Source organism: Roseibium sp. R5, from assembly GCF_055755305.1.
Map to the genome: position 1 here is coordinate 2,994,918 of NZ_CM146910.1, position 26,492 is coordinate 3,021,409.

Below are 26,492 nucleotides of genomic sequence, written 5' to 3' on the forward strand. Positions count from 1 at the left end.
CTCCTTAGGCGTTGGGCAACCCTGGTTTGTGGATACCTTTGGGTGACGTTGTGAAGCTTTGACATCCATCCGCGGTGATCCCGATGGAATGTTCAAACTGGGCAGATAATGAGCGGTCGCGTGTTACAGCCGTCCAGCCATCGCTCAAGACCTTCACGTTTGGCCGTCCGAGATTGACCATAGGTTCGATTGTGAAAATCATGCCAGGTTTCAGTTCCACGCCTTCGCTGGGCCGTCCGTAGTGCAGGATGTTCGGCGTATCGTGGAACAACCGCCCAAGGCCATGACCACAGAAATCACGGACAACAGAGCAGCGTTGCGCCTCGACATAGGTCTGGATAGCCGCGCCGATATCACCGGTCGTGTTGCCCGGTTTAGCCGCCTCTATACCGCGCATCAAGGATTCATAGGTTACGTCGATCAAGCGTTCTGCAGCCCGCTTCAGCGGACCGACCGGATACATCCGGCTGGAATCACCGTGCCAACCGTCCAGGATGTAGGTCACGTCGATGTTGACGATATCACCCTCGCGCAAAGCCTTGTTGTTCGGTATGCCATGGCACACAACATGGTTGATCGACGTACAAGAGGACTTTGTATAACCGCGATAGTTCAGCGTAGCCGGTATGGCATTGTGGTCCATGCCGTACTGGTAGACGAAGTCGTCGATTTCTTGTGTGGTCACACCTGGTTTGACCATATCGGCCAACTCATCGAGGCAGGATGCCGTCAGCTGTCCGGCTTTCATCATGCCATCAAAGTCTTCAGGTCCGTAAAGGCGCACCTGACCCGTATTTTTCATTGGGGCATCGGCGGCATCGATGTAGGTGACCATAAAGTTGTGTTCTCGCTTCTGGGCTCCCAGCGCAGCTTGTTGGCTGCAGCACGTTGGAGCCTACCATGTTCTTTAAGTCCACATACAGTCCGCAGGTGGCAATTTCCAGTCCCCGATGTGCTGGGCAGAGAAGAAACAGTATTTGAAAACTGCGCTGCTGGCTTGCAGAAACGATGCAAAGTCTCTAGGGGATTTGGTGTTGCTATTGCGGGCGTGGTGGAACTGGTAGACACAAGGGACTTAAAATCCCTCGGCCCTAGGCTGTACGGGTTCGAGTCCCGTCGCCCGCACCATTTTTGTTGGCGCTACCGCCCTTCGGGCTACTTGAGCGCTGGTTTGGTTCGAGGTTGATCCTCTCATCTGCACAAAAAGACTTCCTGACTTTCAACTCGCAGTAAGGCTGTGGCCGATGTTGTGGCTTTGAGAACCTCAGTCAACCAAGAGATGCATTTTGCGGTAGGCGTGGCTGGTTGCCGTGGGGTCGTTTTTCAGAATTATCGTCTTTCCGGAGTGTGCTCAAACGGCCAAGTGCCGGAAAAGTCTGCTTCTGTTTTTAACCTCTTGTCAGTTTTGCATTAACGAAATTTCCGTTACGGTAGCTCTTGGTGATGTTCAGCCCTCGGTTGCGGAGCGGATTTTTTGGCTTTTCGGATCTTGGCATGTCTTTCCGGAATGTGGCTGTTCTTGGTGTTTGGCGGCATAAGCCATGCCGACGAGAACAGATTGCTGATCGTTGGCTTTTCAACCCCGCCATATCTTTCAATCGGCCCGGATGACGAGCCGCGCGGACTGCTAGTTGATCTGGTTAAAACGGCTGCAGCGGAATCGGACGTTGAGGTCCATTTTGAAGTGACCAGCTGGCCCCGCGCTCAGCTCGAGGTGCGCAAGGGCGCGGCGGACCTTATTTTTCCGGTAGTCTACACACCGGAACGAGAGGATTGGCTCAACTATCCAACAAATCCAATCACCCAATTTGAAATGATGATCTTCGCGAGAAAAAACCCGTCCTACGATTTCACAGGTGACGTCACCCAATTGCACGGTCTGTCCATCGGAAAAATCGCAAGCGGGCGCATGCATCCAAATTTCCGAGCACTGGAAGAGAGTGGCAAGGCCCGGATCGCCTCACGGGACAGCCTGGAAGAATTGCTGACTGCGGTGCATCTTGAACGTCTTGATGGTTTTGTTGCGCCGCATCTCATGACGATTGAGGAAGCCCATCGGATCGATCTGGACACAGTCGCTCCCTTCGCCCAGCCGGTTGGCGTGTCAGACATCTATCTCGCGTTTTCGAAAAACAGCACAAAAACTGAAGCTTGGAACCGGCTCCAGCAGAATTTGCCGCGCCTTGATCAGGCAAGAGCCGATTTCCTTCTGTCCATGAAAGAGACCGACAACTGATGTCGTCATGAATTGGAGCCCGGGGCCAGGTAGCGCCAATGCGCTTGCATCGCGGGGGTTAAGCGCGTTTGCGGATAGATTGCAGACGGTCAGAATTCAGTGCTTCACCAATGGATAGGCAGCAGTCCGGAATGTCTTTCGCCGGAAGCGGGCGGGCGCAGAAATAACCCTGCAGGCTGTCGCATTCCAAACCCACTGTTAGCAAGTATTCGCCTTCAGTTTCTGCGCCTTCAGCAACGACCCTGAGGCCAAGGCTTTTACCCAGACCGACGATGGCTTGATAGAGCTGTTTCTTCTGTGGGTAGAGGTCCGCATCTTGAAGAAAGGCGCGATCAATCTTGAGTTCCTGGAAAGGCAGCTTGTGCAGGTAGCTCAAGGACGAGTATCCGGACCCGAAGTCATCCAGTGACAGCAAGACCCCCATTGATTGAAGTTCAAACAGAAGATCAAGAACAAGCCGTTCGCTGGTATCGACAAATACGTTCTCGGTGACTTCAAGACATAAGGTGTGGGACGGAAGCTGATAGCGTTCCAGGACCTTCCGGACATTGCTTGCAAAGTTCGGTTGTTGAAACTCTATCGGAGACACATTGACCGAGACATGTCCGAACTCGAATCCGGCGGCGAGCCAATGTGCCGCCTGCCGGCACGCTTCGTCGAGCACGTAATGACCAAGATCGATGATCAAGCCGGTCTTTTCTGCAAGTGAGATAAAGTCGCAAGGCGGTATCCAGTTGCCTTGTCCGTCCGGCCAGCGAATGAGGGCTTCCAAACCGATCAGGTCGCCATTGGCAGGGTTCACTTGGGGCTGATAGTGGAGTTCCAATTGTCCTGTAGCGAGCGCCGTTCTGAGGCGGGTTTCCAGAAGCATTTCGCTTTGAACCCGGTCATTGAGCGGCGCGGAGAAGAACATATGCTGCTGGTGAGCTGCATCTTTGGCCGCCCTTAAAGCAATCCCGGCCACCCGGTGGGCGGTTTCCGCATCGTGGGCATCCTGAGGCAATAATGCGATGCCGATGAGCGGATCGACCCTGATTTCACCTTCGTCCAGCTGGAAGGGAACAGACAGGACGTCAATGATATCGGCTGCATAGTCAGCAGAAAGCTCGCCGCTTTCATCGAGCGGAAGCAGAATACAAAAGTCATCGGCCGAAATTCTGGAGACTTTTGCGCTTTCACCTAACAAGCGCCGGAGGCGGGTGTAGGTTTGCATCAGGACACGGTTGCCCGCCTTTTGGCCGAATGTATCGTTGATTTTGGCAAAGCCAATAAAGTCCAGCTGAATGAGGGCCGTCTTTTTGTCATCAACAGCTGCGCGTTCCAGGGCGTCGGCAAGATCTGCAAAGTATTTTGTGCGGTTGCCGCCCGTTGTGACCGGATCGACATAGGCCAACTTATGGAGCCGCTCTTGCAGTTCGGTCACCCTCGCTAAACCGTGGGCGAGGTCGCCGATCTCGTCCGGACGGTCTGCGCAAGGAAATGAAGCCTGGGGTTCACCTGAGGCAAGCCTATGGGCAGCCGCTGCGAGACGGCGCAAAGGCATCATCTGATGGCGCAACAAGATCCCGCCCACCAGCATGACTGCAAAGAGAACCAAGGCAGCCGCTGTGAAAAGGCGCGCGCTGAGCCGGTTTTGCGCCACCGTCAGATCATCGGCCCAGCCAACATCAACGGCTGCTGCTCCCTTCAGGGCACGATCGCCATCGACGATCGGCATTAAATAAGCAAGGCGTAGCCGACCTTGAACAGGGACGTTCCCAATGAATGGAACGCCGTTTACGAGGTTTGAATACGCAGGGTGGCCGGGTTTGATGGCAAAAGGTGGTGGCATGCTGCCGTCCGGCTTGCGGAAAGTCGTTGCAATCCGGTCGAACGAACCAGTCTTTTCTGAGTAGCTGAAGATGTTAGCCGCACCCTGGTTGCTCTTGCCAATGGCCAGAACAAGTTCATCAAACAATGCATTTGGACGCAGGTCTGCCGGACCGTTGTAGAGTGCGGTCAAGGTCAGGACTTGCGGTTTGCCGTTTTCGTCGCTTGTGGGGTCGATTGCGCGGTCCGTGCCGTAACGGATCACTGCCGCTGCGGTTTTGGCCGCGCGGTCAATGCGAATGGTCGAATTTTCTTTGGTCGTCCTTGCTATTTCAAAATAACTGATACCGGAAACAAGGCCGATGCTAAGCAAAACAGCAACCCCAAGTATCAGACTGATCCGGACCACCAACGAGTGAATTCCAAAACGTGTAATGGCGGTTATCCTTGTCAAATTCGCGCAGTGCGAGCTCACGACACAGACAGCACGCAAGGGTAAACTTCAAACGCTACAGAAATCTGAATCAATTGGTCCAATTTTAAACTAAGCAGCGTAGGTATCAGAGAACCCAAGAGAATTACGTGATCTGATCCCGGAGTTGGAGAGAACATCCGGGGGAAGTGGGCTGCAAAGCATTGGAAATCGTCCGGAAAAACGGTAGGACGTTGAGTTGTGTGTCTCTGCGGAGCGCGCGCAATATGGGCTTTGGGGTGCGTTCCGCTTGATTTCACTCAGACCAGTTTTGAACGTTCTTGGGTTTTTGTATGTCGGTCTTGCGACCGCCATGCTCGTCCCGGCGATCATCGATGTCGCGCAGAAGAATGCAGATTGGCAGGCGTTCGTCTTTTCTGCCTTGCTAACCGGCATGTTTGGCATGCTGTTGTCGCTGTCCATGGGCGGATCGCTCAAGGAGGGTCTCGACACACGGCAGACCTTCATTTTGACGACGCTGGCCTGGGCAACACTACCGGCCTTTGGAGCCTTGCCCTTTCTTTGGCTTGGAATCGGCTACGCAGACGCCGTGTTTGAAGCGGTTTCAGGGTTTACCACCACCGGCTCCACCGTATTGACCGGCCTTGATGGTTTGCCGCCCGGATTGCTCGTCTGGCGGTCGATCATGCAATGGATGGGCGGCGTCGGCATTATCGTTATGGCCATCGTCTTGCTGCCGTTCCTGCGCATCGGTGGGATGCAGCTCTTTCAAAGCGAGAGCTCCGACCGGTCAGAAAAGATCGTCAGCCGCTCTGTTGAACTGATCCGGCTGTTGGGGCTGGCCTACCTGTTCCTGACCGTCCTGTGTATCGCCGCTTATTTGGCAACGGGCATGGGGCTCTTCGATGCGTTCAACCATGCTTTGACAACGATCGCGACGGGCGGGTACTCGACCCATGACCTATCGTTCGGGTATTTCCAGAACCATTCGTCTGCCTGGGTCGCCATTGTCTTCATGATCATCGGCGCGATGCCGTTCGTGCTGATCATTCAGGCGCTCCGCGGGCAACCGCTTCTTTTGTGGCGGGACCCGCAGGTCCGCGTGCTGCTCGGGTTTCTTGCGATCGTTTCCCTGGCGCTCACGGTTCACCTGGGCGTCAAGATGGATTTTGATTTCGACGAGGCCTTGGTCAAGGCAACTTTCACGGTGGTCTCCATTGTGACAGGAACCGGCTACGCACTGGGCGATTTCGAACAATGGGGTGCTCCGGTTGTCGGGACCTGCTTCCTGCTGATGTTTGTTGGCGGATGTACCGGATCGACGACGGGCGGCATCAAGATTTTCCGGTTTTTGGTGTTTTTCGGCACGGTCCGCGCCCACTTGCGCCGGATGGTTCGGCCACACCGGATCATGTCGGAAGAATATGCAGGCACGCGGCTGACCCCGGAATTGTCCTTCTCGGTTTTGGCGTTTCTGGTTGTCTACCTGGGGTCGGTCGGTGTCATTACCGTGGCCTTGTCGTTCTTCGATCTTGACCTGGTGACGGCGATTTCGGCGGCTGCGACGTCTGTAGGCAACGTTGGTCCAGGGCTCGGGCCGATGATCGGGCCGGCGGGGCATTTCGCGCCATTGCCGGATGGGGCCAAATGGCTCCTGTCCTTTGCCATGCTTGTCGGCCGTTTGGAGCTGTTCACGGTTTTGGTTCTGCTCGACCCGGATTTCTGGTCGAAATAAGCCACTCTGCTCGTCTGCGTATCACTTCGGGAACTTATTTCATGCAGTTTTCTGTCCCCCTTGCCAGCGGCCGCCTCGTCAAGCGCTATAAGCGATTTCTAGCGGATGTCGTTCTGGATGACAGTGGCGAAGAGATTACGGCCCACTGCGCCAATCCGGGGTCTATGCTGGGCCTGAAGGAGCCTGGATCCCGGGTTTGGTTGTCACTGTCTGACAATCCGAAGCGGAAACTCAAATACTCCTGGGAAGTGATAGAAGCCGACGGCGCGTTGGTTGGCATTAACACCGCCCATCCGAACAAGCTGGTAGAAGAAGCTTTGGTGGCCGGACGCATCCAGGGGCTTGCGGGTTTTGAGACGCTGCGCCGGGAAGTGAAATACGGCAAAAACTCCCGGATCGACATTCTTCTGGAGCAGGCGGATGGCTCCAAGATTTACGTTGAAGTGAAGAACGTGCACCTGATGCGGGAACCCGGTTTAGCCGAATTTCCGGACAGCGTGACAGCCCGCGGTGCGAAGCATCTGGTTGAACTCGGAGATATGGTTGCGGAAGGTCACCGGGCGGCGATGGTGTTTCTGGTTCAGCGCCCTGACTGCGACAGGCTTTCACTTGCCTCTGACATTGATCCAAACTATGCCGCGGCTTTCAAAACGGCCAAGGCCGCTGGTGTTGAAGCCTATGCCATCGGCTGCGATGTCCGCCTTGACGGGATAGATGCCGTAAAGGATGTCGCGATCAACGATTGATCGAGACACTCCGTCTGGGCCTTAAACCTGATAGACCGTAATTGGAGTTCCCTCCGGCACGCGATTATAAAGGTCAATCACGTCCTGCTGAAGCATACGGACACAGCCGGAAGAGGCGGCTTTGCCGATCGACCAGGTTTCTGATGTGCCGTGGATCCGGTAAAGCGTGTCCTTGTTGCCTTCAAAGATGTAAAGCGCCCGGGCGCCAAGAGGATTGTCCAGCCCTGGGTCCATGCCGTTCTTGTATTTGGCAAGTTTCGGCTGGCGTTTGATCATGTCGGTTGGCGGGGTCCAGGTCGGCCAGGCTTTTTTTCGGGCGATCCGCGCCCGTCCGCCCCAGGCGAAGCCGTCACGCCCGATGCCGACGCCATAACGCATTGCCTTGCCATCTCCCATTGCCAGGTACAAGAAGCGCTCATGGGTCTCCACGACGATGGAACCGGGTCGGGCGGAGGAGTTGTAGTCAACGACCTGACGGTAAAACTTCGGGTCGATCTTGGAAATATCGACTGCCGGAACAGGAAAACGCTCCTGCGGTCTGGCCGCATACATTTGCACATAATCTGTCGAGACCGGCTTGGTCAAGCTCGGTTTGGGCGGCAGTTTGGCGGTCGTGTTGCCCGAACAGCCAGTTGCGATAGCAGCTGCCGCCGAAATCAAGAATGTGCGTCTGTCCAGCATGCCGGATCCTGTACCGCCCTTGCGAGAATCATCGTGAGGCTTCCAAAAACATAAACGGCCGGTTGAACCTCTCGGTCAACCAGCCGTCGAATGGAACTCAGGATAATCCGCGTATTGTGATGCGCGCAGCCCGAAATTAGCCCGCTGTATCTTTTGAGAGCGGCGGCTGGAATTGCCAGCCCATGTCCCACGGGAAATAGATCCAGGTATCCTGGGAGACTTCGGTGATGAAGGTGTCGACCATCGGAACGCCAACCGGCTTGGCGTAGACAGTTGCAAAATGTGCTTTCGGCAGCATCTCCCGGACCACTTTCATGGTCTTGCCCGTGTCGACCAGGTCATCGATCACTAGTACGCCGCTGCCTTCGCCGTCTTCCAGATCGATCACTTTCGGATCGACCGGTTTGATAACTTCAAGACGGCCCTGGCTGTCATAGTCGTGATAGGAGGCGATGCAAACGGTCTCGATGGTGCGGATGCCAAGTTCGCGCGCTACGATACCGGCCGGAACCAGACCGCCGCGGGTGATGCAGACGATGGCTTTCCATTCCCCTTCGCTTGAGAGCCGCCAGGCGAGGGCGCGGGAGTCGCGGTGAAACATGTCCCATGAGACTGGGAAGGCTTTGTCTTGTGCAGGGTTTTCCATTTCTTTTCCTTCAAGTCATCCAGAGAGATCGTCAACAGCGCGCGCCACATCTTGTGCGGCGGCTGCGAGAATGGTTTCGTCTCTGGATCGAATTACGATCTGGGTGGTGAATTTTCCGTCCGTTGCTTTCGGATAGGATCCAATCAAAGTTTCAGGATGAGCGTCCTGAATGGCGGCCAGGCGTTCGGCAATCCGGCTCTCGGGCATATTTGCCGCAACCGTTTCAGACAACATCTTCTTGCCCGTCTGCAGCGTCGGCGCGACCGCATCCATCATGGCTTGCATGATCGCGGGAACACCGGCCATGACATGGACGTTGCCAATCCGAAATCCCGGCGCCTTGGACACCTTGTTTTCAATGAGATCCGCGCCTTCCGGTATCCGCGCCATGCGTTGGCGGGCAGGGGTGAACTGACCCGGCGGATAGTGCTTTTCCATGATCGCAACGGCTCGGGGATCAAGATTCAGTGGCACGTCGAATGCAGCAGCGACGGCCTCGGCGGTGATGTCATCATGGGTCGGCCCGATGCCGCCTGACGTAAAGACATAGGTGTATTTCGCCCGGAGGGCATTCACAGCGCCGACGATTTCGGCCTGAACATCCGGCACGATCCGAACTTCGCTGAGGTCAATGCCAAGAACGGTCAGATAGTCAGCGAGAAAGCCGATATTCTTGTCTTTGGTGCGTCCGGACAGGATTTCATCGCCGATGACAAGAAATGCAGCGGTTACAACGTCATCGGCCTTATCAGCTGTCATGTCAGCGCTCCCTCGATCCGGATGCTTGGCTTTATCCCAGCTTGCGGTCTGGCTCAACCTTTTGCGTCAGAAACTTGGAGCCGCCCCAAGATTAAGACGGCGGAAGGCGGTCAGGAGGGCAATGCTTGGTTGGGTTTCCAGCCGTAAACATAGTCAAAGCGGGCCGCAAGGCTCTCCGGTTTTGAAAACTTCATCACCATGTCGCGGGCTGTGGCTGGAAGACCGGACATGTGAAACGTCTTTGCGTTTTTGAAGCCGGTTTCCTGAATGCGTTCCGCGCGCGGTTTTCGGGTCCGCTCATAGGCTCTCAGAGCCGCTGCGGTGTTTTCCGTCTCAACTGGGAAATGGTTCGCAAGCTCGGCGGCATCTTCGATCGCCATAGCCGCGCCCTGGGCCATATAGGGAAGCATTGCATGGGCGGCGTCGCCGAGGAGGGCGATCTGGCCATGCGTCCAGGGACCACTGGCGTCGACCGTGCACAAGGCCCACTTCAACCAGCGCTCCGGCCCATTCAGCAGATTGCGGATGTCCGTTGGCCAGTCCTTGAATCGGTGCAGCAGTTCGTCCTTGCCGGCTGGTGCCGACCATGTTTCGTCCTGCCAGTCTTCTGTTGCCAGCGCGACGATGTTCAGCTGCTCACCACTGCGGATCGGGTAGTGGACCAGATGGCTGTCCCTGTGCAGCCACAGCCCAGAATCCTTGCGCCACTTGGCAGGGATCTTGTCGATTGGCAGTGTGGACCTATAAGCGACCTGACCACTGAAGCGCGCGTTTTTGTGGTTTGGGATCAATCGGCGAACCGTTGACCAGACGCCATCCGCACCGATGAGGGCCTTGCAGTTGAGTGTCCCGGTTGTTTCGCCTGCCTGATATGTGCACACCAGGTTGCCGGCATCGCCCGTCTTGGCATCGGTGAGGGCGGTGCCGAGCATCAATTTGATGCCGTCGGTCGCCTCGACCTTTTTCAAAAGCGTGCCCTGAAGATCCGCCCGGTGGATCACGATGAACGGCTGGCCATGCCGTTCGAGCAAATAAGACCCGAGCCTGACCTTGGAAATCTGATCTCCGGTCTTGCCGGACCAGACCCGAAGATTATCCGGCTGGTGGCCAAGGGCTTTGAGGTCCTGAAGCAGTCCGAAGCCGTCGAGGACTGAACAGGCATTGGGGGAGAGCTGAAGGCCTGCACCCACCTCTGACAGAGCCTTGGCCTTGTCTATGAGCAGGATCTCATGACCGGCCCGTCGCAAGGTCAAAGCGGCGGTCAAGCCGCCGATGCCTGCTCCGGCGATGACGATCGGGGAGGGGGGCGTGCCGGTCTCGCTCATGACAGCTCTGGTCTATCAGGCAGTTTCACGCAGCTTCCGGCACCCAGGTGCAGTCGGAAGGAGACGATTCGTTCGGAGCCAGCGTGGCGTCGTACTTGTAAAGCGTTGAGCAATAGGGGCAGACGACCTCTTTTTCGCTGCCCATATCGAGGAAGACATGCGGGTGATCGAACGGCGGATGGGCGCCGATGCACATGAATTCCTTTACGCCGATTGCGATGGAATCGTGGCCGCTGGTGTTTTGAAAATGCGGGACGACCTGATCTGCCATGATCACTTCCTCAATTCTTGTGGCGGTTGCGCCAAACTCTTTTGGCCGGACCATACCGATTTGATGCCCGGTTGAACAGGGGCAACCTTGCCGCGGTCACCAACCAACTTGTGGCTGCCACCCCCGTGGAAATCCGGCTTTGCCAATTGAGATCATTCTCAGTACAGTGGTTGAAATTCGGGTTTTACGTTTACGTAAGAGGAAGTTTTATGCCGGTTTTTGAGCAGGATGGTGTTCAGATTGCCTATCTGGACGAGGGCGAAGGGGATCCGATCCTGTTGATCCACGGCTTTGCCTCCAACAAGGCGGTCAACTGGCAGAACACGGGCTGGGTCGATCTTTTTATCAAGGAAGGCCGCCGGGTGATCGCGCTCGACAACAGGGGCCATGGGGACAGCCAAAAATTCCACGACCCGGAGGCCTACGGTGCTCCGATTATGGCGGAAGACGCCCGGAAACTGCTCGACCATCTTGGGATCGAGCAGACCGATGTCATGGGCTATTCGATGGGTGCCCGGATCAGTGCGTTTTTGACGCTTAATCATCCGCAGCGCGTCAAACGGGCCATCTTCAGCGGGCTTGGCTATGGCATGATCGAAGGGGTGGGGGACCCGGAGCCGATTGCTGCTGCGCTCGAGGCCGACCGCCTGCAGGATGTCACGGACCGGACGGGCCGGGCGTTCCGTGCGTTCGCCGAGCAGACCAAATCCGACCGCTTGGCCCTTGCTGCGTGCATGCGCTCCTCGCGCCAGAAAATCAGCGAAGAAGATATCGCCCGCATCGAGCGGCCGGTTCTGGTGGCCGTTGGCACCCGCGATGACATTGCCGGTTCCCCGCACAAATTGGCTGCCTTGATGCAGCATGCAGACGTGCTTGAGATCCCGGGACGGGATCACATGGTGGCCGTCGGAGACAAGGTTCACAAGCAAGGGGTCCTGGCGTTTTTGAACAACGTCGACGCTTGACCGGCGGTTTTACGCCAGCTTGTGCGCATAGATTGGGAGGAGACATGAGCGCAAAACGGGTCGAATTCAAAGGGGCGGAGGAAAACGCCCTGATTGCCGATCAATACGGGACGGGCGGTCAACCTGTAATCCTGCTGCACGGCGGCGGGCAGACGCGTCATTCGTGGGCAGCGGCGGCGGAACGGATCGCAGCGCTGGGCCATGTTGTTTATTCGGTCGACCAGCGGGGCCACGGCGAAAGCGCCTGGGTTCCCTCCGGCAATTACATGTTTGTCCATTTCGCCCAGGATCTTGTCGCGCTCTGCCGGCAGGTGATTGCAAAACATGGAGCCAAACCCGTTGTGGTCGGTGCGTCGCTGGGCGGTTTTGCCGGGATGCTGGCAGAAGGTGCGGAAGCGCCGGGAAATCAGGCCGCACTGGTGCTGGTCGACATCACGCCGCGTGTCGATATGGATGGGGTCTACAAGATCCTCGGTTTCATGGGCGACAAAGTGGAAGAAGGATTTGGCACGGTTGAAGAGGCCGCTGACGCTATCGCCAGGTATTTGCCGAACCGCTCCAGGCCGAAGGATCTGTCAGGCCTTTCGAAAAACCTGCGCCTGCATGCTGACGGCCGGTATCGCTGGCATTGGGACCCGGCGTTCCTGAAAGTGCGGGAACATTCAGACGAAGAAATCACAAAACGGGTGCAGGCTGGAATGATCGAAGCGGCTGAAAACCTCAAAGTGCCCGTGCTTCTGTTGCGCGGCCGGAACTCCGAGCTGGTGTCGATGGCACATGTGGAAGAATTCCTGGACTGCGTGCCCCATGCCAAGTTCACCGACATTCAGGACGCCGGTCACATGGTAGCCGGTGACAAGAATGACGTTTTTGCCCGGGCGGTCGAAGAGTTTCTCACTGCCCTGAAATCGGAAGCCCTGATTGCGTGAGTGCAAATTTATTCAGCCATATGAATCTGTTGGCGGGACTGTTTCATAGGTTGATTCACAATCCCGTCTATCTTTGCGTTAGAATCGAGAATTTATGATAGCGGCCTCTTTTTCTTGAGAAATTCCCTGTTCACTGCCCTTTGAAAGCCGGTTTGCGCTTCTCCAGGAAGGCGCGGCAGCCTTCGGCGTAGTCCGCGCTGTCGACACAGGTGCGTGCCATTGATTGAGCGGCGCTCAAGTCAGCCGCTGCACTCGCCGATGCCAGGAGGTTGATGGTGGTCTTGGCAGCTTTCAGGGACAGCGGAGCGTTTTGTTCAAAGTGGCGGCACAGCTCGGCAATCCTGTCATCCAGCGCGCCAGCTTCGTGAACCTCGTCGATGAGGCCGATCTGCAGGGCGTTGTCGGCAGAGAGGCGTTCGGCTGTGAACAACAGCTTTTTCGCATTGGACGGTGACACAGCCTCGATCAGGTCCGCCACCGCATCCGGCGGATAGGCGAGGCCGAGGCGGGCGGCCGGGATGGAGAAAAAGGCGGTGTCCGATGCAATCCGAAGATCGCAGGCCAGCGCCAATCCGAGACCGCCGCCGAGGCACGGGCCATCAATCGCCGCGACGACCGGAACAGGCAAGGTTTTCAAGGCCCGGAAGGCCGCGACATTGACCGCATCATAATGGGCGGCCTTATCTGCGGTTGATCGGACAGCCTCAAATTCGGCAATGTCCGCGCCGGCACAAAAGGCCTTGCCACCGGCGCCGCGCACGATCAAGGCGCGCAGGTCGGCGTTAACGCGGAGCGGTTCGAGCAATTCGGGAATGCGGCCCCAGCCTGCCAGGGGCAGGGCATTTTTGCGGTCCGGAGCATTCAGGATCAATTCGGCAATCTGCCCGGAAATACGCAAGAATGGGTTGGTATCTTCGGACTGAGACGGGGATTGATCGGATGTCATTTGAACCTCAAGTGCTGGGCAAAAAGGCGGTTGCCGGATTATTGATCGTAAAAAAACGATTCATTAGAGTGATTGATATCTGATATGAGCAAGTTTTGTTTGGAATATCACGCACAGCGCCTATTTTAGAAGGCTATGTGAAGTGGGCTTGAAAAGGAGACAGTCCATGTCGACCCCGGTACGCCAAGCTGGCGAAGATCGCGTGATGAAGCACGATCCCGTCTGGCAGCAGTTGCGCGACGAAGCCCAGGCGATGGTGGCGGCAGAGCCAGCATTGTCGTCCTTTGTCTATGAGACGGTCCTAAATCACGACAGCCTGGAAGAAGCTGTGGTTCACCGTCTGGGCGACCGCCTGGGGCGGGACATCGTTTCTGCGTCGCTTATTCGCCAGACCTATCTGGAAGCGCTGGCGGACGAGCCGGAGCTTGCCGAGATTTTCCGGGTGGACATCGTCGCGGTGTTCGATCGTGATCCGGCATGCTTCCGCTATCTGGAGCCGGTTCTTTATTTCAAGGGCTTTCATGGCCTTCAAACGCACCGGCTGGCCAATTGGCTTTGGCGCAAGGGCCGCAAGGACTTCGCTCTTTATCTGCAGAGCCGCTGCTCGGAAGTTTTTCAGATCGACATTCATCCAGCCGTTCCGGTCGGGCGCGGGATCTTTATTGACCATGGCACAGGTATCGTTGTCGGCGGAACGGCTGTGATTGAGGACGACGTCTCCATCCTGCAAGGTGTGACGCTGGGCGGCACGGGGAAGGAAGACGGCGACCGGCATCCGAAGATCCGTCACGGCGTTCTGCTTGGCGCTGGCGCTAACGTGCTCGGCAACCTGGAGATCGGGCATTGCAGCCGAATTGCATCCGGCTCTGTTGTTCTTACCGATGTTCCGGCGAACACCACAGTTGCAGGTGTTCCGGCGAAGATCGTTGGGAAGGCTGGGTGTCCGGAGCCAGCCCGTAGCATGAACCAACTCCTGGGTGAGTAGGGTGTGGCCAGTATGAAGGAAGACGGGGAAAGCTGATCGAAAAGGTTTGGCATTTCCCTGCTCTCTTGTAGGGTCCGCACCACGACTGATGGATTTGGCGAACGACAAGGAGAGAGCCACGTGAACCCCGAAGAAATCCGCAAGCTTGAAGCCTATCTGCGCAAAAAGTTCGATTTACCGAGCATGCAGGTCCGGGCGCGTCCGAAAAAGGACGATTCCGCGGAGGTCTATATCGGTGAGGAATTCATCGGTGTTATCTTCCGTGATGACGAAGATGAAGACCTGAGCTGGAACTTCCAGATGGCCATTCTCGAGATCGATCTCGACGAAGTGTAAGGCTCATCAGATAGGTTTCTAAAAGGCGGCCCAAACGGGCCGCTTTTTTGTTGGGTCTTTAGGTGCGAAAGCCGCTAACCTTTTCCTTGATCGCCGCATCAAGCTCGCGCCAACTAGGAAGCAAGGTTTGATCGAACTGGTAGCGGATCAGCCGGCCGCCACCGGGCGTGACCGTTCGATGGCAAACCGCCTTTGCCCCGCTGCGTTTCTTGACGCACCGGGCAATAAAACCGTCTTTGGCCTCGGGGTCATAGACGATGATATCCCGGTTCTGCGCCGCTCTGGCAGACAACATCAACATGTTCAACCCTGCTGTCGTTGGCCGCGCACCGCCGCGGGCAAGGCGCTTGTAGACAGGATCCAGCTGAGTTCTGAGTGTTTCCCGGTACGGATCATGCTCCAGATCCACTTGGATAAGCGGCAGAGGTTTCCCGAGCTGTGCCGTGGCGTTGTCTTCGCCGGGCATCCTGAGGTCCGGCCATGTCATCAGCAAGCTGACTTGCTGGTAGTGATCTGCCTCGCCCTGTGCCGACAAGCGATGATTTGCGGATTTGAAGTAACCCGCAGGGATCCGAAAGATGTCCGGTCCCATCGTGACACTCACCAAAGCGTGTCGGGGTGTCGATTGGAAGAGCGGGGCTGCACGCATAAACCAATGATATCCGCGTTCGGCAACATGCGCGAAGGTCAGAACACACAAGGCTGTTGCCAGCATCGCGAAATGAAGTGGCTTTGCATTGGTCGGTGCTGGCAGGGTCGGCCTGATCACGTGCCGTGCCTTTCTAATGACCTAAGCTGGCACACAGTGTTCAAGAATGAGACACGTGTTTCAGTGCAGGACTGGTGCCATCCGGCGTAACTTACTAAAAACTGTAGGTTTTTATCCCGTGGCCAGACCGGCACGATGTTTGCTCTTGACCGTTTACAATTTCTTCATCACTTTCTCAGTGAAGAGGTTAACGGAAGGTTAACAGGGGCCATGTCGGATTTACTTATCGTTGGATACATTGCGTGCGCGGGGTTTGTTGCGGCCGGTTTGCTCGGAAGCCTCTATCAGCTGGTGACCAATCAACCGCCGAAATTCAATTTCCCGGAATCGACCGCATTAGGGTTTGTAGCCGGGGTGATCGTCTGCGTTTTTGCCGGTCCCTTCATAATCATGCGCAATGCCATCCGCGGCCGGCGTATTGAGAACCGGCCGTTGGGGTGGCTCGTTGCTTCGTCCACCATCGCCGGCATGTGGAGCATGTGCTCCGGGCTGATGGTCATGAACGTGGCCTTGATTGTGGCCGGATACGCGTAAGCAATGCCGATCTATTCACTCGATGGAGTGCGCCCGCAGGTTCCGGACGCTGGGCGCTCTTGGGTTGCGCCGACCGCAACGCTGATCGGCGACGTGCATTTGGAAGAAGCAAGCAGCGTCTGGTTCGACGCTGTTTTGCGCGGGGACAGAGAGCCAATCAGGATCGGCAAGCGGTCCAATGTTCAAGATGGGTGTGTGTTTCACGCGGATCCAGGCTATCCGCTCACGGTCGGAGCCGACTGCACCATCGGCCACAAGGTCATTTTGCACGGCTGCATAATCAACGACAATTCCCTCATAGGGATGGGCGCTACGGTCCTGAACGGTGCCGTGATCGGTTCCAACTGCATAATCGGCGCAAATGCTCTCATTGCCGAAGGGAAGGTTATTCCTGACAACTCATTGGTTGTTGGTGTTCCTGGAAAGGTCGTTCGCGAGCTGCCAGAGAGTGCTGCGGCGGATATTCGAAGATCAGCTGACGGTTACGTTGCCAACTGGCAACGGTATACGGCTGGCCTGGCTGAGGTCTGAACGGTCTTTCGTACCAACAGTCTTAAGGCTCTCTTTCAACACCATCTTTTTTGCAGGTCCGAAGCTTGCAGGTTCCAAAATAGCAGGAACCGGCCTGCGGGGGCGGGCCGGTTCCCTGGATCCGGTCGTGGTAGGGATGGGGAGGGTGGGGACGCGACCGGATCGTCCTATCGGCCTGAGATCAGGCCAATTCCCGAACTAGTTCGAAATGCTGCTGACTGTCGTTACGCGCGTATCCGAGATCCCGGTCCATTTGACCGGTGAACTTGCTGATTGTCGTTTGATGTAGCGATAGGGCGTGGAGTACCAGGGCAGCACGGCTTCGATCTGATTGTCGAGGATCATGTCGCCGTGATCCGTTCGTACGGTCAGGACGGCGTGGCCACCGTTTTGAATGTCTTTCGCGACCGTGATCAAAAGAGCGCTTTTTGGCCACCCGGCTTCAATAAGCACACGTTGTTTTTCAAGAACGTATTCCTCGCAATCGCCGTATCCATCCACCGGATAGGTCCAATACTCCTCTTTCCCAAAGAGGTCGGAATCTGTCATCGGGCGGACCCGGCGATTGACTTCCGCGTTGATTGCGATCAGTTCGTTCCAGCGGGTTTCTGTCAGTTTGACGACCACCGGTTCGTAGCGTTCATTCTTACAGGCCCAACTGTTGTCACGGCAGAATTGCCGGTGGCCGATTGGCGCTTTGACCGCGGCTTTCATGTCCATAAAGCGGCCAGGATCGGCATATGCGACGGGCGCTGGTCCGAAGAGGCCAAGCAAAATCGCAGTGGTAGACAGAAATTTTCCAAGATGTTTCATCGTAACGCCCTCCCCAAGGCTGGCATCACGATGCATTACTGCTTTTTACTTCACGGAAATTGAGGTGATAAACTTATAGTATTATTTGAATTTGTTTTGATTTTTATTTTAGTAATACTTGAATTGAATTTGAATCAAATTTGATGAAGATTTGAGTCAAATTTTATCGATCCTCCGTAAGTCGCTCAATTCGTGGTACTTCCTCTTCGAAATGGAAATTCATCGATGCGAGTTCAGTCCGTTGGATGTAGGCTTGCTAATCCCGAAACACTGCGTTTTTCAGCTGTGTCGAAGCTTGAAAAAAGTTGAAAAAAACACGTTGAGGCTACCTGGAATCACTCGGTCAGTGTTTTAAAGGCCTGATTCTGACCAAGTGGAGCGCAGCTGGCTGCATTGGAAGGAGGCAAACTCCCAAACCTGAGCACGGCCGATGATCTGACGAAATCTGACCGCCAGTTGGCGCGTCTTCACAGAAGCCAAGTGTCGTCAGCCCTTACCAACTGCTGACGGCAGCAGAGGGACAAAACTCAAAAAGGGGGTGTTTTATTTGGATTCCGGCGTGGTGATGTGGTGTTCGAGCAGCTCGCGGCTTTGAACCGCCGCAAATTCGACCGCAATCCCGCCTTCTATCTGGCGGACAACGCGGGCACGCATCTTGCCGAGCGTAATTTGATCGCCCATCTCGGGCAGGACATCCGTAGCGATTGCGGCACCAGAGAGGGATACATCGAAAATCCGGCAGACATGTTCCGTTCCGTCTGGAAGGATCATCTTCGTCATCTGGTTCTTCGGAACGAAGCGGTCATGGCGGCGATCTTCAGGAAGATTAAGTTCATCCCGGTTTGCGAGCCAAGTCAGAACGTTTGCAATCTTGTCCCGTTTGCGCACTGTGTTGCGCAGCTCGACTGCAAAGCCGCCGTCAATAAGCCGGGAAATCCGGCCCTCTACACGGCTGAGATGATCAAGGTAAGCAACGACGCGTTCGCCGACTTTGCCAGAAACTGGGGTGATCATTGCCATACCACCTGGTGACATATCGATCACCTGGCACGGATACTCTCTGCGGTCTTCAAGCATGAAACGGCCAAGTATGTTTACCTGAACCCGTTGATGGCGCCGGCGGTCCGTGACTTGAAGCGATTTGCTTCCCTCTGGTGCTGCTGTTGCCAATCCGGCGCTCATGCCTGCAATGTCCAAACCTGTACGTCTTGCAACGCACTTTCCCCGATCGTGCAGAGAATCATGACAATTCTCGAAAGCACTTTAGAGGCAATGGGGTTAACGATGTGTAAGAGTGTACCCTACACAACGCCCAATATTAAGGGTTTTGACAGAGTTGTTAGGATTTGCCGCCGGAATAGACCGTCAGGTGGCCAACTTGCCGCTCTGCTCCATGCGGGAGGACTGCCGCACCCTGGGGGAGAACCGGGGTCCGCATTGGCATGTCTTCTGCGGTGAAGCGGGGCATGATCGGATTGATGTTCGAGTGGCTTGCGCCTGTGAAATACGGACGCTCATCTGGCCAGACCAGCCGCAGGCTGCTGATGGACTGTCTCAAGATCGGATGCAGACCGATCCAATAGGGCTTGTCCATTGGTACTGCGCTTCCAAGTATCCGGATTCGGCCTTCACCAGGGACGTTGAGTGGAACAAGCAGCATTTCCATCTGCAGTTCCTGTTCACGTTCCGTGTGCCCATTGATCCCAACCACTGCGGCAGCGCCGTCTTCGGTTATGGCTGCGATCAGGCTTTCCAGTGCTTCACGGTCCTTGGTGTCCCAACCCCGGAGGAAATTGCGACCTTTCAGTTCGCGGCAATGAGCAGAGCAGAGGCGCGTCCCGGCAAGACGGTAACGTACATCACTCGGCCCATTGGTCTCCAGGATGAACGTATCGCCAAGCAAACCGCGGATTTCGCCCGGATCAATTTCGCTCCGGTTCGGAGCGGGCCGAGCTCCGCGCAGAGAATCCCAATAGGAGTATAGTGTCTGGGTCACGCCATGTTTCATTTGACTTGCCTTTCGTCCCACTCCGGAGCGCTGTTTCGTCTCAAGACAGTAGCTGTTTCAAAACGGGACGCTCCGTTGTCCGTCCTTTTGTTTGCCTCCTACTAAGCAGGGGGTGTGCCAAGTCGCTGAAAGTATGAAAAAATCGTCGAGCAACACTTTGTTAAGGTTAATTCTTCGTAAAGCTTGCCAGCGCAGAGTACGGCTGGCAAATTCACATCGTCTTCAGGGCATTGGTTTGTAAAACCTATGCACTTGTGAGCGCCAAAAAATCCTAAGGGGCGTAAAAGAACCCGAAAATGAAAAGGCGATCGCAGCAAGACACCTCAATTTGGCGCGTGGGGACGCGACCTTTTGTGGGGGGGCTCAACAAACGCCGGTTATCGTTTCGATAGCCGGCGTTTTGTTATGCGCCGACAAGGGCAGGGTTAGAAACGAACCAACGCATTGGCGTTCACCATGTTTCTGCAAGCGTATGCGATTGTTGACCGGCGCCCTTGTTTTGTCCCGTTGCCGGGCTACAACTTCGGGACATTGAGATGCGAGGTTCCATGAACGTTTATCAGTTTGATGAGGAGCGTAAGCGCCGCGACGAAGAGACCAAGCAGCGCGAGCGCGAGCAACGCCCATCCGATCCTCCGGCGCTCAATCTACCGGCTGCGATTATCTGGCTGAGCGTTGCCCTGATCGCCATTCATGTTGTGCGGGCCTTTGTGATCCCGACTGGCTGGAACAATATGATGCTGTACTTCCTGGCGTTCTGGCCGGTGAAATACACAGCGCTGAGCAGTCTGCAGGCGATAGACCTTGCGTCCAGCATCTGGGCATTTGTCAGTTATAGTTTCCTTCATGGCGGTGCCATGCACCTGACGTTCAATCTGCTTTGGATGGCGATCTTCGGAAGCGCCGTTGTGCGCAGGTTTGGACTTGGGCGGTTCCTGGCATTTTCTGCTTTGTGCTCCGTTGGCGGCGCGTTTGCACATCTTGCGACCCACTGGGGCGAATCTGCGCCCATGATCGGCGCGTCAGCTGCCATATCAGGCCATATGGCGGCAGCTATCCGGTTTGTCTTTGAGATGGGCGGACCGCTCGGCGTTTTTCGCCGGTCCGATAGAGGCGCGTATTTTGTACCCGCGCAGCCGCTCAGCGAGTGCTTCCGGAACCAGCAGGTTCTGGTCTTTGTTGGCGTTTGGTTTGGATTGAACATGTTCTTCGGACTGACAAGCGGTGGGCAGGCGGGGTCCATTGCTTGGCAAGCTCATATTGGCGGTTTTGTCGCGGGTTTGGCTCTGTTCCCGCTCTTTGATCCAGTGCCCCAGCGGCGGGGTTGGTAACGGGCAACGTCAAGGCTTTGCGTCGCCATATTTTTTTGCCATGATGCGGTGATCAGGGAGCCGGATGCAACCGGACCTTGGATGCAAAGGGAGGTTTGCTTACATGACCGTTGCCGCAATCATGAAGACGAAAGGCCACGACACCATCACGGCGGATAAGTCCGCACCGGTGAGTGAGATCGCCGAAATTCTGGCGAAGAACAAGATCGGCGCCGTAGTGCTTTGTGATGGAGACCGGCACATCGAGGGCATTGTTTCGGAGCGGGACGTGGTGCGCCTCGTCGGTCTGCAAGGCGCGTCCGCGTTGTCTCAGCCCGTTTCATCAATCATGACCAAGGATGTGATGACCTGCACTGAAATGGACGCAGCAAATGAGGTCATGGGGCGCATGAACCGGGGCCGGTTCCGTCACATGCCGGTGGTGGAAGACGGCAAGCTGATTGGGGTCATCTCCATCGGCGACGTCGTGAAACACAAGATCGCCCAGGTCGAACACGAAGCTGAGCAAATGCGCAGCTACATCACGACCACCTGAGGCAGGTTTGGATCATTCTTGCCGTACATTGTGAGGGCTGCCCATATCGGTCAGCCCTTTTGCTTTGGTAGATGGCTCCGCTGCATGATCCGTTACTTGATTTCCATAGCTAGACTGTCGCGCCCTTATGCCTGATTGCGCATCCGACACTGCTTGCAAGAACGCCAATCAGAACGGCGATAAACAAATCAATCAGGTTGATCTCAGAGACCTGAAATCCGGCGAACAAAAAAGTCTCAACAACTCCGATTGCGGCTCCGAGGAAGCCCGCCAAAACCCAATTTCGGGTCATCATCCCCGCAGCAAGTCCGAGGATACCTGGCAGGCTCAGCACATTGCCGCCGATCGTCCCGAGCAAGTCCAGAATTCCGAGCATATCTCACCTTTCTCATTCTGCCTTGAAGCCAACATCCGGTGGAGATCCAGGTCATAGTCAGGTCAAACGGCTATCAGTTTGATACCTTCTCCAGGTAGCTCCTTACCTCGGCGATCTCATTTGGCTGGTCTGGCGTCTTTTTGTTGGTTGCCTCGAGTTGTTCGATCACCTGGCGGTAGCGCTCCTGATAACCGGGCGGCAGATCATGTGCGATGCCTTGGTGGCAATCGATACAGGTCATGTTGTTGTCAATGGCCCGCTGATGCTCTGAAGCTGCGCGCGTTTCCTGAACCGTAAAGTCCATATACTTGAAATTGTGGCAATTGCGGCACTCGCGACTGTCGGAGACTTTCATTTTGCGCCAGACGACCGTCGCCATTGCAATTCGGTGTTCCTCATACTTTTCCGGTGTGCTGATGGTGCCGGCTATCTCGTGATAGACGTCTTTCACAGCCATGATTTTCGCTTTGATCTTGTGCTGCCATTCATGCGGAACATGACAATCAGAGCAGATTGCCCGCACCCCGGAGTGATTGTTGTAGTGAATAGTGTTTCGGTATTCTGCAAGGTTGGTCTCCATAGTATGGCAGCCAGTGCAGAACTCCTCGGTGTTGGTCAATTCCAGGGTCCAGTGAAAGCCGCCCCAAAACAGGATGCCACCCAAAAAACCCGCAAGCAGAACAAAGCCAGCGCTCAGGACCTTTGTCGGGGTCCAAAACCAATCCCACATGCGCAACAAGAAATTCCGGGACTGTTTCGTCTTTTTGGAGTCGTTCATCTATGAACTCCTGACTGAAAAGTAGTTGCTTATCGAACGGAGACTGGAGCGGATGGCTGGAAGGTGTTTTCGACCAGTGGCGGAACGTCCGCTTGAGGTACGTGACACTGATTGCAAAAGTATCGTGTGCCGGCCAGCTGATCGAGTTCGTTTCCGTCCCTGTCGAGATAATGCGTCATGGACAAGGTCGGCGCGCTGCGCTCACCGGCTTTCGTCCAGTCATGACAGGACAGGCATTGATTGGTGCGTGTGTCGATCTGGTACTGTGCAATAGAGTGCGGGATCAACGGCGGTTGCTGCCGGTAATTCCGTTGCATTCGGCCTTCCTTGCCTTCCCATTTGAAGTCTGGTCCAAGCCGGTTGGGCGCATCGATTGGGGTGGAGCGCATGGCTTGAACTTGTTGCTGCTGTGCGACCGCGAAGCCGACGAGGCCTGTCGCAAAAAGCAGCGCTGCAAGACTTGCGAGAAATTGTTTCTTCATTGAAATCTCTCCTTACGGTCATTCGTACCGCGCAAACTCGAATACGCTTCACTGGTTCAGGCGCGTTCGACCTTGCAGGCGCATTTCTTGAAGTCTGTTTCCTTGGACAGGGGGCAGGTGGCGTCCAGCGTGAGCTTGTTGGTCAACTGGCCTTCGTCAAACCACGGCATGAAGACAAGGCCTTCAGGCACCTTGTTCCGGCCACGGGTTGCAAGTTTGCTGCGAACCTCGCCGCGGCGTGTGGAGATAACGATCTCCTGACCGTTGCGAAGCCCTCGTTTTTCCGCGTCATTCGGGTGCATGAAGACAACAGCCAGCGGAAAAGCGCGGTGCAGCTCCGGCACCCGCTGGGTCATGGAGCCCGAATGCCAGTGTTCCAGGACACGGCCTGTGCAAAGCCAGAGATTGTACTCATCGTCCGGGACTTCAGGCGGTGCTTCATAGGGGGCAAAGATGATCTTGGCCTTGCCGTCCTTATGGCCATAAAACCGCACCCCTTCGCCCTCCGGAACATAAGGGTCATGGCCTTCACGGAACCGATAAAGCGTTTCCTTGCCGTCAACCACGGGCCATCGAAGGCCTCTTACCTCATGATATGTTTCGAACGGCGCGAGGTCATGGCCGTGATCGCGGCCAAATCCGGCATACTCTTCAAACAGACCCTTTTGGACATAGAAACCGAAATGCGCGGCGTCGTCGTTCGGATGACCTTCTTGAGTTTCGCTTAGGGGAAATTTGTCGACTGTTCCGTTTGCGTAGAGCACGTCATACATCGTTTTCCCGCGGTGTTCGGGCATTTTCGCAAGCAGTTCTTCGCCCCAGACCTCCTCGACCGTGAAGCGCTTGGAAAACTCCATCAATTGCCAGAGATCGGACTTGGCTTCGCCCGGTGCATGAACCTGTTGGCGCCAGAACTGCGTGCGCCGTTCCGCGTTGCCATAGGCCCCCTCCTTTTCAACCCACATGGCCGTCGGCAATATCAGGTCTGCCGCAATGGCGGTTACGGTCGGGTAGGGGTCTGAAACGGTGACAAAGTTTTCCGGGTTTCTGTACCCGGGAAAGCTTTCTTCATTCAGGTTTGGCGCCGCCTGCATGTTGTTGTTGCACTGGACCCAATAGGCGTTGAGTTTCCCGTCCTTGAGCATTCTGTTTTGCAGAACGGCATGGAAACCCGGTTTGGGCGGTATTGTGCCTTCAGGAATGTTCCAAGCGGTCTCGCAGATTTCCCGATGCTTGTCGTTGTTGACCACCATGTCGGCTGGCAGGCGGTGCGAAAACGTTCCCACTTCCCTTGCCGTGCCACAGGCCGAAGGTTGACCTGTTAGCGAGAACGGTGAGTTTCCTGGCTCGGAGATTTTGCCCGTTAGGAGGTGGACATTGTAACACAGGGAGTTAACCCAAGATCCGCGGGTGTGCTGGTTGAACCCCATCGTCCAGAGCGACATGACCTTGCGGTTCGGGTCGGCGTATTGATGCGCGAGTTTTTCGAGCTTCTCGGCAGGCACACCGGACAACTCTGAAACCATGTCGACCGTGTACTCGGCGACGGCTGACGCGTATTCGTCCAAATCAATGGCGGTCAATTTGCCGGAGTCTGGATGAGCTGCTTCCTGTTGCAACGGGTTCTCGGGCCGCAGACCATAGCCGATATCCGTTTCGGTCTTGGTAATGTTCACGTGCTTGGCCATGAAGTCTTCGTTCACAGAACCAGACTGAATGATGTGATTGGCGATGTAATTCAGGATCGCCAAATCCGTCTGCGGCTTGAAAACCATGCCATTGTCTGCAAGCTCAAACGACCGGTGTTCGTAGGTTGATAAGACATGGACCTGAGCACCGGGTTTCGTCAGCCGCGTGTCTGTCAGCCTTGACCAGAGGATCGGGTGCATCTCGGCCATATTCGAGCCCCAGAGCACAAACGTATCTGCCGCTTCGAAATCATCGTAGCAGCCCATAGGCTCATCGATCCCAAACGTGCGCATGAAACCTACGACCGCTGACGCCATGCAGTGGCGGGCGTTGGGATCAATGTTGTTGGACCGGAACCCGGCTTTCATCAGTTTGGCAGCAGCATAACCCTCCCAGATCGTCCACTGTCCGGAACCGAACATGCCAACACTGGTCGGCCCCTTGGCCTTGAGAGCTTCCTTCCACTTCTGTGCCATGACATCGAAGGCTTCATCCCAGCTGACTGGTTCAAACTCGCCACTTTTGTCGTACACACCATTCGTTTTGCGAAGTAGAGGATGTTTCAACCGGTCTGCGCCGTACATGATTTTGGACAGGAAATACCCTTTTACGCAGTTTAGGCCGCGATTGACCGAAGCTTCGGGGTCGCCCTGAGTTGCAACAACCCGGCCTTCCTTGGTCCCAACGAGGACAGAACACCCGGTGCCGCAAAACCGGCAGGCGGCCTTGTCCCATTTGATGTCTGGCGCTTGGATTTGGGCTTGGGCAATACCTGTTCCAAGTGGAATTCCAGCAGCAGACGCGGTTGCTGCGGCTGCGGTGGCCTTTAAAAACGTCCGGCGGGATTCAGAAATGGTCATTTGTCTGGTCTCCGGCTTGGCTTGATGAGGTGGGCAGAGAAGCGGCGCCCAAAGCTTCGGATTCATCGAAATGGTGGTAGGTCAGAGACAGGGAGATAACGCCCGGGATCTGATGCATATCCATGATCAGTTCCGATGCCATGCGGCTTGGCGTGTCTTCGACGACGACAACAAGCCGGCCTCCGTCGCCAATTGCATGAACTTCGGCGCCGTCCATGGCATCTATGACAACACCAATTCTTTCGGTTGCATCCGGCGTCGTGTGTACGAGGCAGCCGCATATGTTCATGTGATGGCCTCACTCATCTCTGGTTGTGATAGCTTGAACGTCACGGCATTTGCCGGGCACACATGGGCGCATGCGCCGCACCCGCTGCAACTGTCGAAATCGATTTGGGGTTCGGACCTGCCGCCCAACCTCAACTTGAAACGGATGACGTTTTGATCACAAACGTCTTCGCAACTTCTGCAGGTGACCCCGATTTGCGAAAAACAGGTCTGTGAAATGGCAGGCTTCCAGTTCCAATCAAGGTCAAGAAGTGGATCCAAAGCCCCGGTAGGGCATGCGTTGGCGCACTCGCTGCAAAACGTGCAAAGTCCATGGGTGAAATCGATGACCGGTTGACGATCTTTCCCCATCACAATGATGTTTTCAGGACAAGCAGTTTCGCATTTGGTGCAGCCATCACAGAGGGTTGGAAAAGCATCAACCGCTCGAGGAGGACGCATGAGCGTATAGTCGGGTGACCGAAGGGAGCCTTTGAGAAAGTTTCTGCGCGTCGGTTGGGCAGGGGTCATAATGCCCTCCAGCCCATGTAACAGCTTTGGAGCATGACAAAACGCACAGGTTTTACCTGCAGCTGAATACTCAGATGCGCGTCACACTGGACCACCTTGCGAGCCCTCCCAGGCATCTCTCCGGTCGCATTTGGTCAACCGCGGTGCTTATCTGCAACCGTCGGTTTGGACAAAGCTTATGCTAAG

29 protein-coding genes and 1 tRNA gene are annotated in these 26,492 nt (G+C 55.7%); 12 read left to right on the forward strand and 18 right to left on the reverse strand.

Annotated elements, in window-relative coordinates; translation table 11 throughout:
- Nucleotides 1-4: 4 nt before the first annotated feature.
- Nucleotides 5-835, reverse strand: a complete 831-nt coding sequence (gene map, locus AC0J4F_RS13980; protein WP_473023775.1) for a type I methionyl aminopeptidase — start codon at nt 833-835, stop codon at nt 5-7.
- A 207-nt stretch (nt 836-1,042) separates the two neighbouring features.
- Here map and AC0J4F_RS13985 point away from each other — a divergent pair.
- Together AC0J4F_RS13985 and AC0J4F_RS13990 are read left to right on the forward strand one after the other, a co-directional pair.
- A tRNA-Leu gene (locus AC0J4F_RS13985) sits at nt 1,043-1,128 on the forward strand.
- 346 nt (nt 1,129-1,474) lie between these two features.
- Entirely contained in the window at nt 1,475-2,236 is a 762-nt protein-coding gene (locus AC0J4F_RS13990; protein ID WP_473023776.1) for a substrate-binding periplasmic protein, read from the forward strand.
- A gap of 58 nt (nt 2,237-2,294) precedes the next feature.
- On the opposite strand, the gene AC0J4F_RS13995 is transcribed toward AC0J4F_RS13990, so the two are convergent.
- Nucleotides 2,295-4,454, reverse strand: coding sequence for a bifunctional diguanylate cyclase/phosphodiesterase (locus tag AC0J4F_RS13995; RefSeq protein ID WP_473023777.1), 2,160 nt, complete (start codon nt 4,452-4,454; stop codon nt 2,295-2,297).
- 334 nt (nt 4,455-4,788) lie between these two features.
- On the opposite strand from AC0J4F_RS13995, the gene AC0J4F_RS14000 reads away from it, so the two are divergent.
- Together AC0J4F_RS14000 and sfsA are read left to right on the forward strand one after the other, a co-directional pair.
- Nucleotides 4,789-6,213 carry a TrkH family potassium uptake protein gene (locus AC0J4F_RS14000; protein WP_008192452.1) on the forward strand — a complete coding sequence of 475 codons (1,425 nt, stop codon included), beginning with the start codon at nt 4,789-4,791 and terminating at the stop codon, nt 6,211-6,213.
- Between the two features lie 41 nt (nt 6,214-6,254).
- On the forward strand, nt 6,255-6,959 hold the full coding sequence (sfsA, locus tag AC0J4F_RS14005) for a DNA/RNA nuclease SfsA (protein WP_473023778.1): 705 nt from the start codon (nt 6,255-6,257) through the stop codon (nt 6,957-6,959).
- A 21-nt stretch (nt 6,960-6,980) separates the two neighbouring features.
- Here sfsA and AC0J4F_RS14010 read toward each other — a convergent pair whose 3' ends face one another.
- From AC0J4F_RS14010 to AC0J4F_RS14030, 5 genes are all read right to left on the reverse strand, one after another.
- Nucleotides 6,981-7,640, reverse strand: a complete 660-nt coding sequence (locus tag AC0J4F_RS14010; protein WP_473023779.1) for a L,D-transpeptidase — start codon at nt 7,638-7,640, stop codon at nt 6,981-6,983.
- A gap of 136 nt (nt 7,641-7,776) precedes the next feature.
- Entirely contained in the window at nt 7,777-8,286 is a 510-nt protein-coding gene (gene gpt / locus AC0J4F_RS14015; protein ID WP_133946776.1) for a xanthine phosphoribosyltransferase, read from the reverse strand.
- Between the two features lie 15 nt (nt 8,287-8,301).
- Complete coding sequence (locus AC0J4F_RS14020) at nt 8,302-9,045, reverse strand: competence/damage-inducible protein A (protein ID WP_473023780.1); 744 nt, start codon at nt 9,043-9,045, stop codon at nt 8,302-8,304.
- A gap of 110 nt (nt 9,046-9,155) precedes the next feature.
- Complete coding sequence (locus tag AC0J4F_RS14025; protein ID WP_473023781.1) at nt 9,156-10,370, reverse strand: FAD-dependent monooxygenase; 1,215 nt, start codon at nt 10,368-10,370, stop codon at nt 9,156-9,158.
- Between the two features lie 25 nt (nt 10,371-10,395).
- Entirely contained in the window at nt 10,396-10,641 is a 246-nt protein-coding gene (locus AC0J4F_RS14030; RefSeq protein WP_473023782.1) for a zinc-finger domain-containing protein, read from the reverse strand.
- 209 nt (nt 10,642-10,850) lie between these two features.
- Here AC0J4F_RS14030 and AC0J4F_RS14035 point away from each other — a divergent pair, with 209 nt between their 5' ends.
- Together AC0J4F_RS14035 and AC0J4F_RS14040 are read left to right on the forward strand one after the other, a co-directional pair.
- The gene (locus tag AC0J4F_RS14035) at nt 10,851-11,606 is read left to right on the forward strand and encodes an alpha/beta fold hydrolase (RefSeq protein ID WP_422022721.1); all 756 of its coding nucleotides are present in this window, start codon (nt 10,851-10,853) and stop codon (nt 11,604-11,606) included.
- A gap of 44 nt (nt 11,607-11,650) precedes the next feature.
- Nucleotides 11,651-12,535 (forward strand): alpha/beta fold hydrolase, encoded by an 885-nt coding sequence (locus tag AC0J4F_RS14040; protein WP_473023783.1) that lies wholly within the window; start codon nt 11,651-11,653, stop codon nt 12,533-12,535.
- A gap of 130 nt (nt 12,536-12,665) precedes the next feature.
- Here AC0J4F_RS14040 and AC0J4F_RS14045 read toward each other — a convergent pair whose 3' ends face one another.
- Entirely contained in the window at nt 12,666-13,481 is an 816-nt protein-coding gene (locus AC0J4F_RS14045; protein WP_473023784.1) for an enoyl-CoA hydratase-related protein, read from the reverse strand.
- A gap of 166 nt (nt 13,482-13,647) precedes the next feature.
- Here AC0J4F_RS14045 and cysE point away from each other — a divergent pair, with 166 nt between their 5' ends.
- Both cysE and AC0J4F_RS14055 read left to right on the forward strand, forming a co-directional pair.
- Nucleotides 13,648-14,466: a serine O-acetyltransferase gene (gene cysE / locus AC0J4F_RS14050; RefSeq protein WP_208326663.1), complete on the forward strand. Its 819-nt coding sequence runs from the start codon at nt 13,648-13,650 to the stop codon at nt 14,464-14,466.
- A gap of 120 nt (nt 14,467-14,586) precedes the next feature.
- Nucleotides 14,587-14,802 carry a DUF3126 family protein gene (locus AC0J4F_RS14055; RefSeq protein WP_008189983.1) on the forward strand — a complete coding sequence of 72 codons (216 nt, stop codon included), beginning with the start codon at nt 14,587-14,589 and terminating at the stop codon, nt 14,800-14,802.
- A 58-nt stretch (nt 14,803-14,860) separates the two neighbouring features.
- Here AC0J4F_RS14055 and AC0J4F_RS14060 read toward each other — a convergent pair whose 3' ends face one another.
- Nucleotides 14,861-15,571 carry a hypothetical protein gene (locus AC0J4F_RS14060; RefSeq protein ID WP_133946782.1) on the reverse strand — a complete coding sequence of 237 codons (711 nt, stop codon included), beginning with the start codon at nt 15,569-15,571 and terminating at the stop codon, nt 14,861-14,863.
- A 210-nt stretch (nt 15,572-15,781) separates the two neighbouring features.
- Here AC0J4F_RS14060 and AC0J4F_RS14065 point away from each other — a divergent pair, with 210 nt between their 5' ends.
- A complete protein-coding gene (locus tag AC0J4F_RS14065) occupies nt 15,782-16,105 on the forward strand; it encodes a DUF6949 family protein (RefSeq protein ID WP_008193987.1) in 324 nt (107 codons plus the stop codon).
- A 3-nt stretch (nt 16,106-16,108) separates the two neighbouring features.
- Nucleotides 16,109-16,636, forward strand: a complete 528-nt coding sequence (locus tag AC0J4F_RS14070; RefSeq protein ID WP_473023785.1) for a gamma carbonic anhydrase family protein — start codon at nt 16,109-16,111, stop codon at nt 16,634-16,636.
- Between the two features lie 198 nt (nt 16,637-16,834).
- Here AC0J4F_RS14070 and AC0J4F_RS14075 read toward each other — a convergent pair whose 3' ends face one another.
- From AC0J4F_RS14075 to AC0J4F_RS14085, 3 genes are all read right to left on the reverse strand, one after another.
- The gene (locus tag AC0J4F_RS14075) at nt 16,835-17,449 is read right to left on the reverse strand and encodes a transglutaminase-like cysteine peptidase (protein ID WP_473023786.1); all 615 of its coding nucleotides are present in this window, start codon (nt 17,447-17,449) and stop codon (nt 16,835-16,837) included.
- A gap of 543 nt (nt 17,450-17,992) precedes the next feature.
- Entirely contained in the window at nt 17,993-18,631 is a 639-nt protein-coding gene (locus tag AC0J4F_RS14080; protein WP_209173905.1) for a PilZ domain-containing protein, read from the reverse strand.
- A 157-nt stretch (nt 18,632-18,788) separates the two neighbouring features.
- Nucleotides 18,789-19,445 (reverse strand): PAS domain-containing protein, encoded by a 657-nt coding sequence (locus AC0J4F_RS14085; RefSeq protein WP_209002155.1) that lies wholly within the window; start codon nt 19,443-19,445, stop codon nt 18,789-18,791.
- Between the two features lie 560 nt (nt 19,446-20,005).
- Between AC0J4F_RS14085 and AC0J4F_RS14090 the strand changes: the two genes are divergently transcribed.
- Both AC0J4F_RS14090 and AC0J4F_RS14095 read left to right on the forward strand, forming a co-directional pair.
- A complete protein-coding gene (locus AC0J4F_RS14090) occupies nt 20,006-20,788 on the forward strand; it encodes a rhomboid family intramembrane serine protease (protein ID WP_473023787.1) in 783 nt (260 codons plus the stop codon).
- A 103-nt stretch (nt 20,789-20,891) separates the two neighbouring features.
- Nucleotides 20,892-21,323: a CBS domain-containing protein gene (locus AC0J4F_RS14095; protein ID WP_008190618.1), complete on the forward strand. Its 432-nt coding sequence runs from the start codon at nt 20,892-20,894 to the stop codon at nt 21,321-21,323.
- 109 nt (nt 21,324-21,432) lie between these two features.
- Here the strand turns inward: AC0J4F_RS14095 and AC0J4F_RS14100 are convergent, their stop codons facing one another.
- The 6 genes from AC0J4F_RS14100 to napF form a co-directional block, all read right to left on the reverse strand.
- Nucleotides 21,433-21,699 carry a hypothetical protein gene (locus AC0J4F_RS14100; protein ID WP_209178441.1) on the reverse strand — a complete coding sequence of 89 codons (267 nt, stop codon included), beginning with the start codon at nt 21,697-21,699 and terminating at the stop codon, nt 21,433-21,435.
- Nucleotides 21,700-21,772: 73 nt separating this feature from the next.
- The gene (locus tag AC0J4F_RS14105; protein ID WP_209173902.1) at nt 21,773-22,477 is read right to left on the reverse strand and encodes a NapC/NirT family cytochrome c; all 705 of its coding nucleotides are present in this window, start codon (nt 22,475-22,477) and stop codon (nt 21,773-21,775) included.
- A gap of 29 nt (nt 22,478-22,506) precedes the next feature.
- Nucleotides 22,507-22,959, reverse strand: coding sequence for a nitrate reductase cytochrome c-type subunit (locus AC0J4F_RS14110; protein ID WP_473023788.1), 453 nt, complete (start codon nt 22,957-22,959; stop codon nt 22,507-22,509).
- Nucleotides 22,960-23,015: 56 nt separating this feature from the next.
- Nucleotides 23,016-25,508, reverse strand: a complete 2,493-nt coding sequence (gene napA / locus AC0J4F_RS14115) for a nitrate reductase catalytic subunit NapA (protein WP_473023789.1) — start codon at nt 25,506-25,508, stop codon at nt 23,016-23,018.
- Nucleotides 25,495-25,797 (reverse strand): chaperone NapD, encoded by a 303-nt coding sequence (locus AC0J4F_RS14120; protein ID WP_473023790.1) that lies wholly within the window; start codon nt 25,795-25,797, stop codon nt 25,495-25,497. The genes napA and AC0J4F_RS14120 overlap by 14 nt, the downstream gene beginning before the upstream one ends.
- Nucleotides 25,794-26,306, reverse strand: coding sequence for a ferredoxin-type protein NapF (gene napF / locus AC0J4F_RS14125; protein ID WP_473023791.1), 513 nt, complete (start codon nt 26,304-26,306; stop codon nt 25,794-25,796). Before napF ends, AC0J4F_RS14120 begins: the two co-directional genes overlap by 4 nt.
- Between the last annotated feature and the right edge of the window lie 186 nt (nt 26,307-26,492).

What these genes read in the sequence shown, in the direction of transcription:
- map (WP_473023775.1), bottom strand. Translation starts at nt 835, where the DNA reads ATGGTCACCTACATCGATGCCGCCGATGCCCCAATGAAAAATACGGGT.
- sfsA (WP_473023778.1), top strand. Translation starts at nt 6,255, where the DNA reads ATGCAGTTTTCTGTCCCCCTTGCCAGCGGCCGCCTCGTCAAGCGCTAT.
- AC0J4F_RS14010 (WP_473023779.1), bottom strand. Translation starts at nt 7,640, where the DNA reads ATGCTGGACAGACGCACATTCTTGATTTCGGCGGCAGCTGCTATCGCA.
- gpt (WP_133946776.1), bottom strand. Translation starts at nt 8,286, where the DNA reads ATGGAAAACCCTGCACAAGACAAAGCCTTCCCAGTCTCATGGGACATG.
- AC0J4F_RS14020 (WP_473023780.1), bottom strand. Translation starts at nt 9,045, where the DNA reads ATGACAGCTGATAAGGCCGATGACGTTGTAACCGCTGCATTTCTTGTC.
- AC0J4F_RS14025 (WP_473023781.1), bottom strand. Translation starts at nt 10,370, where the DNA reads ATGAGCGAGACCGGCACGCCCCCCTCCCCGATCGTCATCGCCGGAGCA.
- AC0J4F_RS14030 (WP_473023782.1), bottom strand. Translation starts at nt 10,641, where the DNA reads ATGGCAGATCAGGTCGTCCCGCATTTTCAAAACACCAGCGGCCACGAT.
- AC0J4F_RS14035 (WP_422022721.1), top strand. Translation starts at nt 10,851, where the DNA reads ATGCCGGTTTTTGAGCAGGATGGTGTTCAGATTGCCTATCTGGACGAG.
- AC0J4F_RS14040 (WP_473023783.1), top strand. Translation starts at nt 11,651, where the DNA reads ATGAGCGCAAAACGGGTCGAATTCAAAGGGGCGGAGGAAAACGCCCTG.
- AC0J4F_RS14045 (WP_473023784.1), bottom strand. Translation starts at nt 13,481, where the DNA reads ATGACATCCGATCAATCCCCGTCTCAGTCCGAAGATACCAACCCATTC.
- cysE (WP_208326663.1), top strand. Translation starts at nt 13,648, where the DNA reads ATGTCGACCCCGGTACGCCAAGCTGGCGAAGATCGCGTGATGAAGCAC.
- AC0J4F_RS14065 (WP_008193987.1), top strand. Translation starts at nt 15,782, where the DNA reads ATGTCGGATTTACTTATCGTTGGATACATTGCGTGCGCGGGGTTTGTT.
- AC0J4F_RS14070 (WP_473023785.1), top strand. Translation starts at nt 16,109, where the DNA reads ATGCCGATCTATTCACTCGATGGAGTGCGCCCGCAGGTTCCGGACGCT.
- AC0J4F_RS14075 (WP_473023786.1), bottom strand. Translation starts at nt 17,449, where the DNA reads ATGAAACATCTTGGAAAATTTCTGTCTACCACTGCGATTTTGCTTGGC.
- AC0J4F_RS14080 (WP_209173905.1), bottom strand. Translation starts at nt 18,631, where the DNA reads ATGAGCGCCGGATTGGCAACAGCAGCACCAGAGGGAAGCAAATCGCTT.
- AC0J4F_RS14090 (WP_473023787.1), top strand. Translation starts at nt 20,006, where the DNA reads ATGAACGTTTATCAGTTTGATGAGGAGCGTAAGCGCCGCGACGAAGAG.
- AC0J4F_RS14095 (WP_008190618.1), top strand. Translation starts at nt 20,892, where the DNA reads ATGACCGTTGCCGCAATCATGAAGACGAAAGGCCACGACACCATCACG.
- AC0J4F_RS14100 (WP_209178441.1), bottom strand. Translation starts at nt 21,699, where the DNA reads ATGCTCGGAATTCTGGACTTGCTCGGGACGATCGGCGGCAATGTGCTG.
- AC0J4F_RS14105 (WP_209173902.1), bottom strand. Translation starts at nt 22,477, where the DNA reads ATGAACGACTCCAAAAAGACGAAACAGTCCCGGAATTTCTTGTTGCGC.
- AC0J4F_RS14110 (WP_473023788.1), bottom strand. Translation starts at nt 22,959, where the DNA reads ATGAAGAAACAATTTCTCGCAAGTCTTGCAGCGCTGCTTTTTGCGACA.
- napA (WP_473023789.1), bottom strand. Translation starts at nt 25,508, where the DNA reads ATGACCATTTCTGAATCCCGCCGGACGTTTTTAAAGGCCACCGCAGCC.
- AC0J4F_RS14120 (WP_473023790.1), bottom strand. Translation starts at nt 25,797, where the DNA reads ATGAACATATGCGGCTGCCTCGTACACACGACGCCGGATGCAACCGAA.
- napF (WP_473023791.1), bottom strand. Translation starts at nt 26,306, where the DNA reads ATGACCCCTGCCCAACCGACGCGCAGAAACTTTCTCAAAGGCTCCCTT.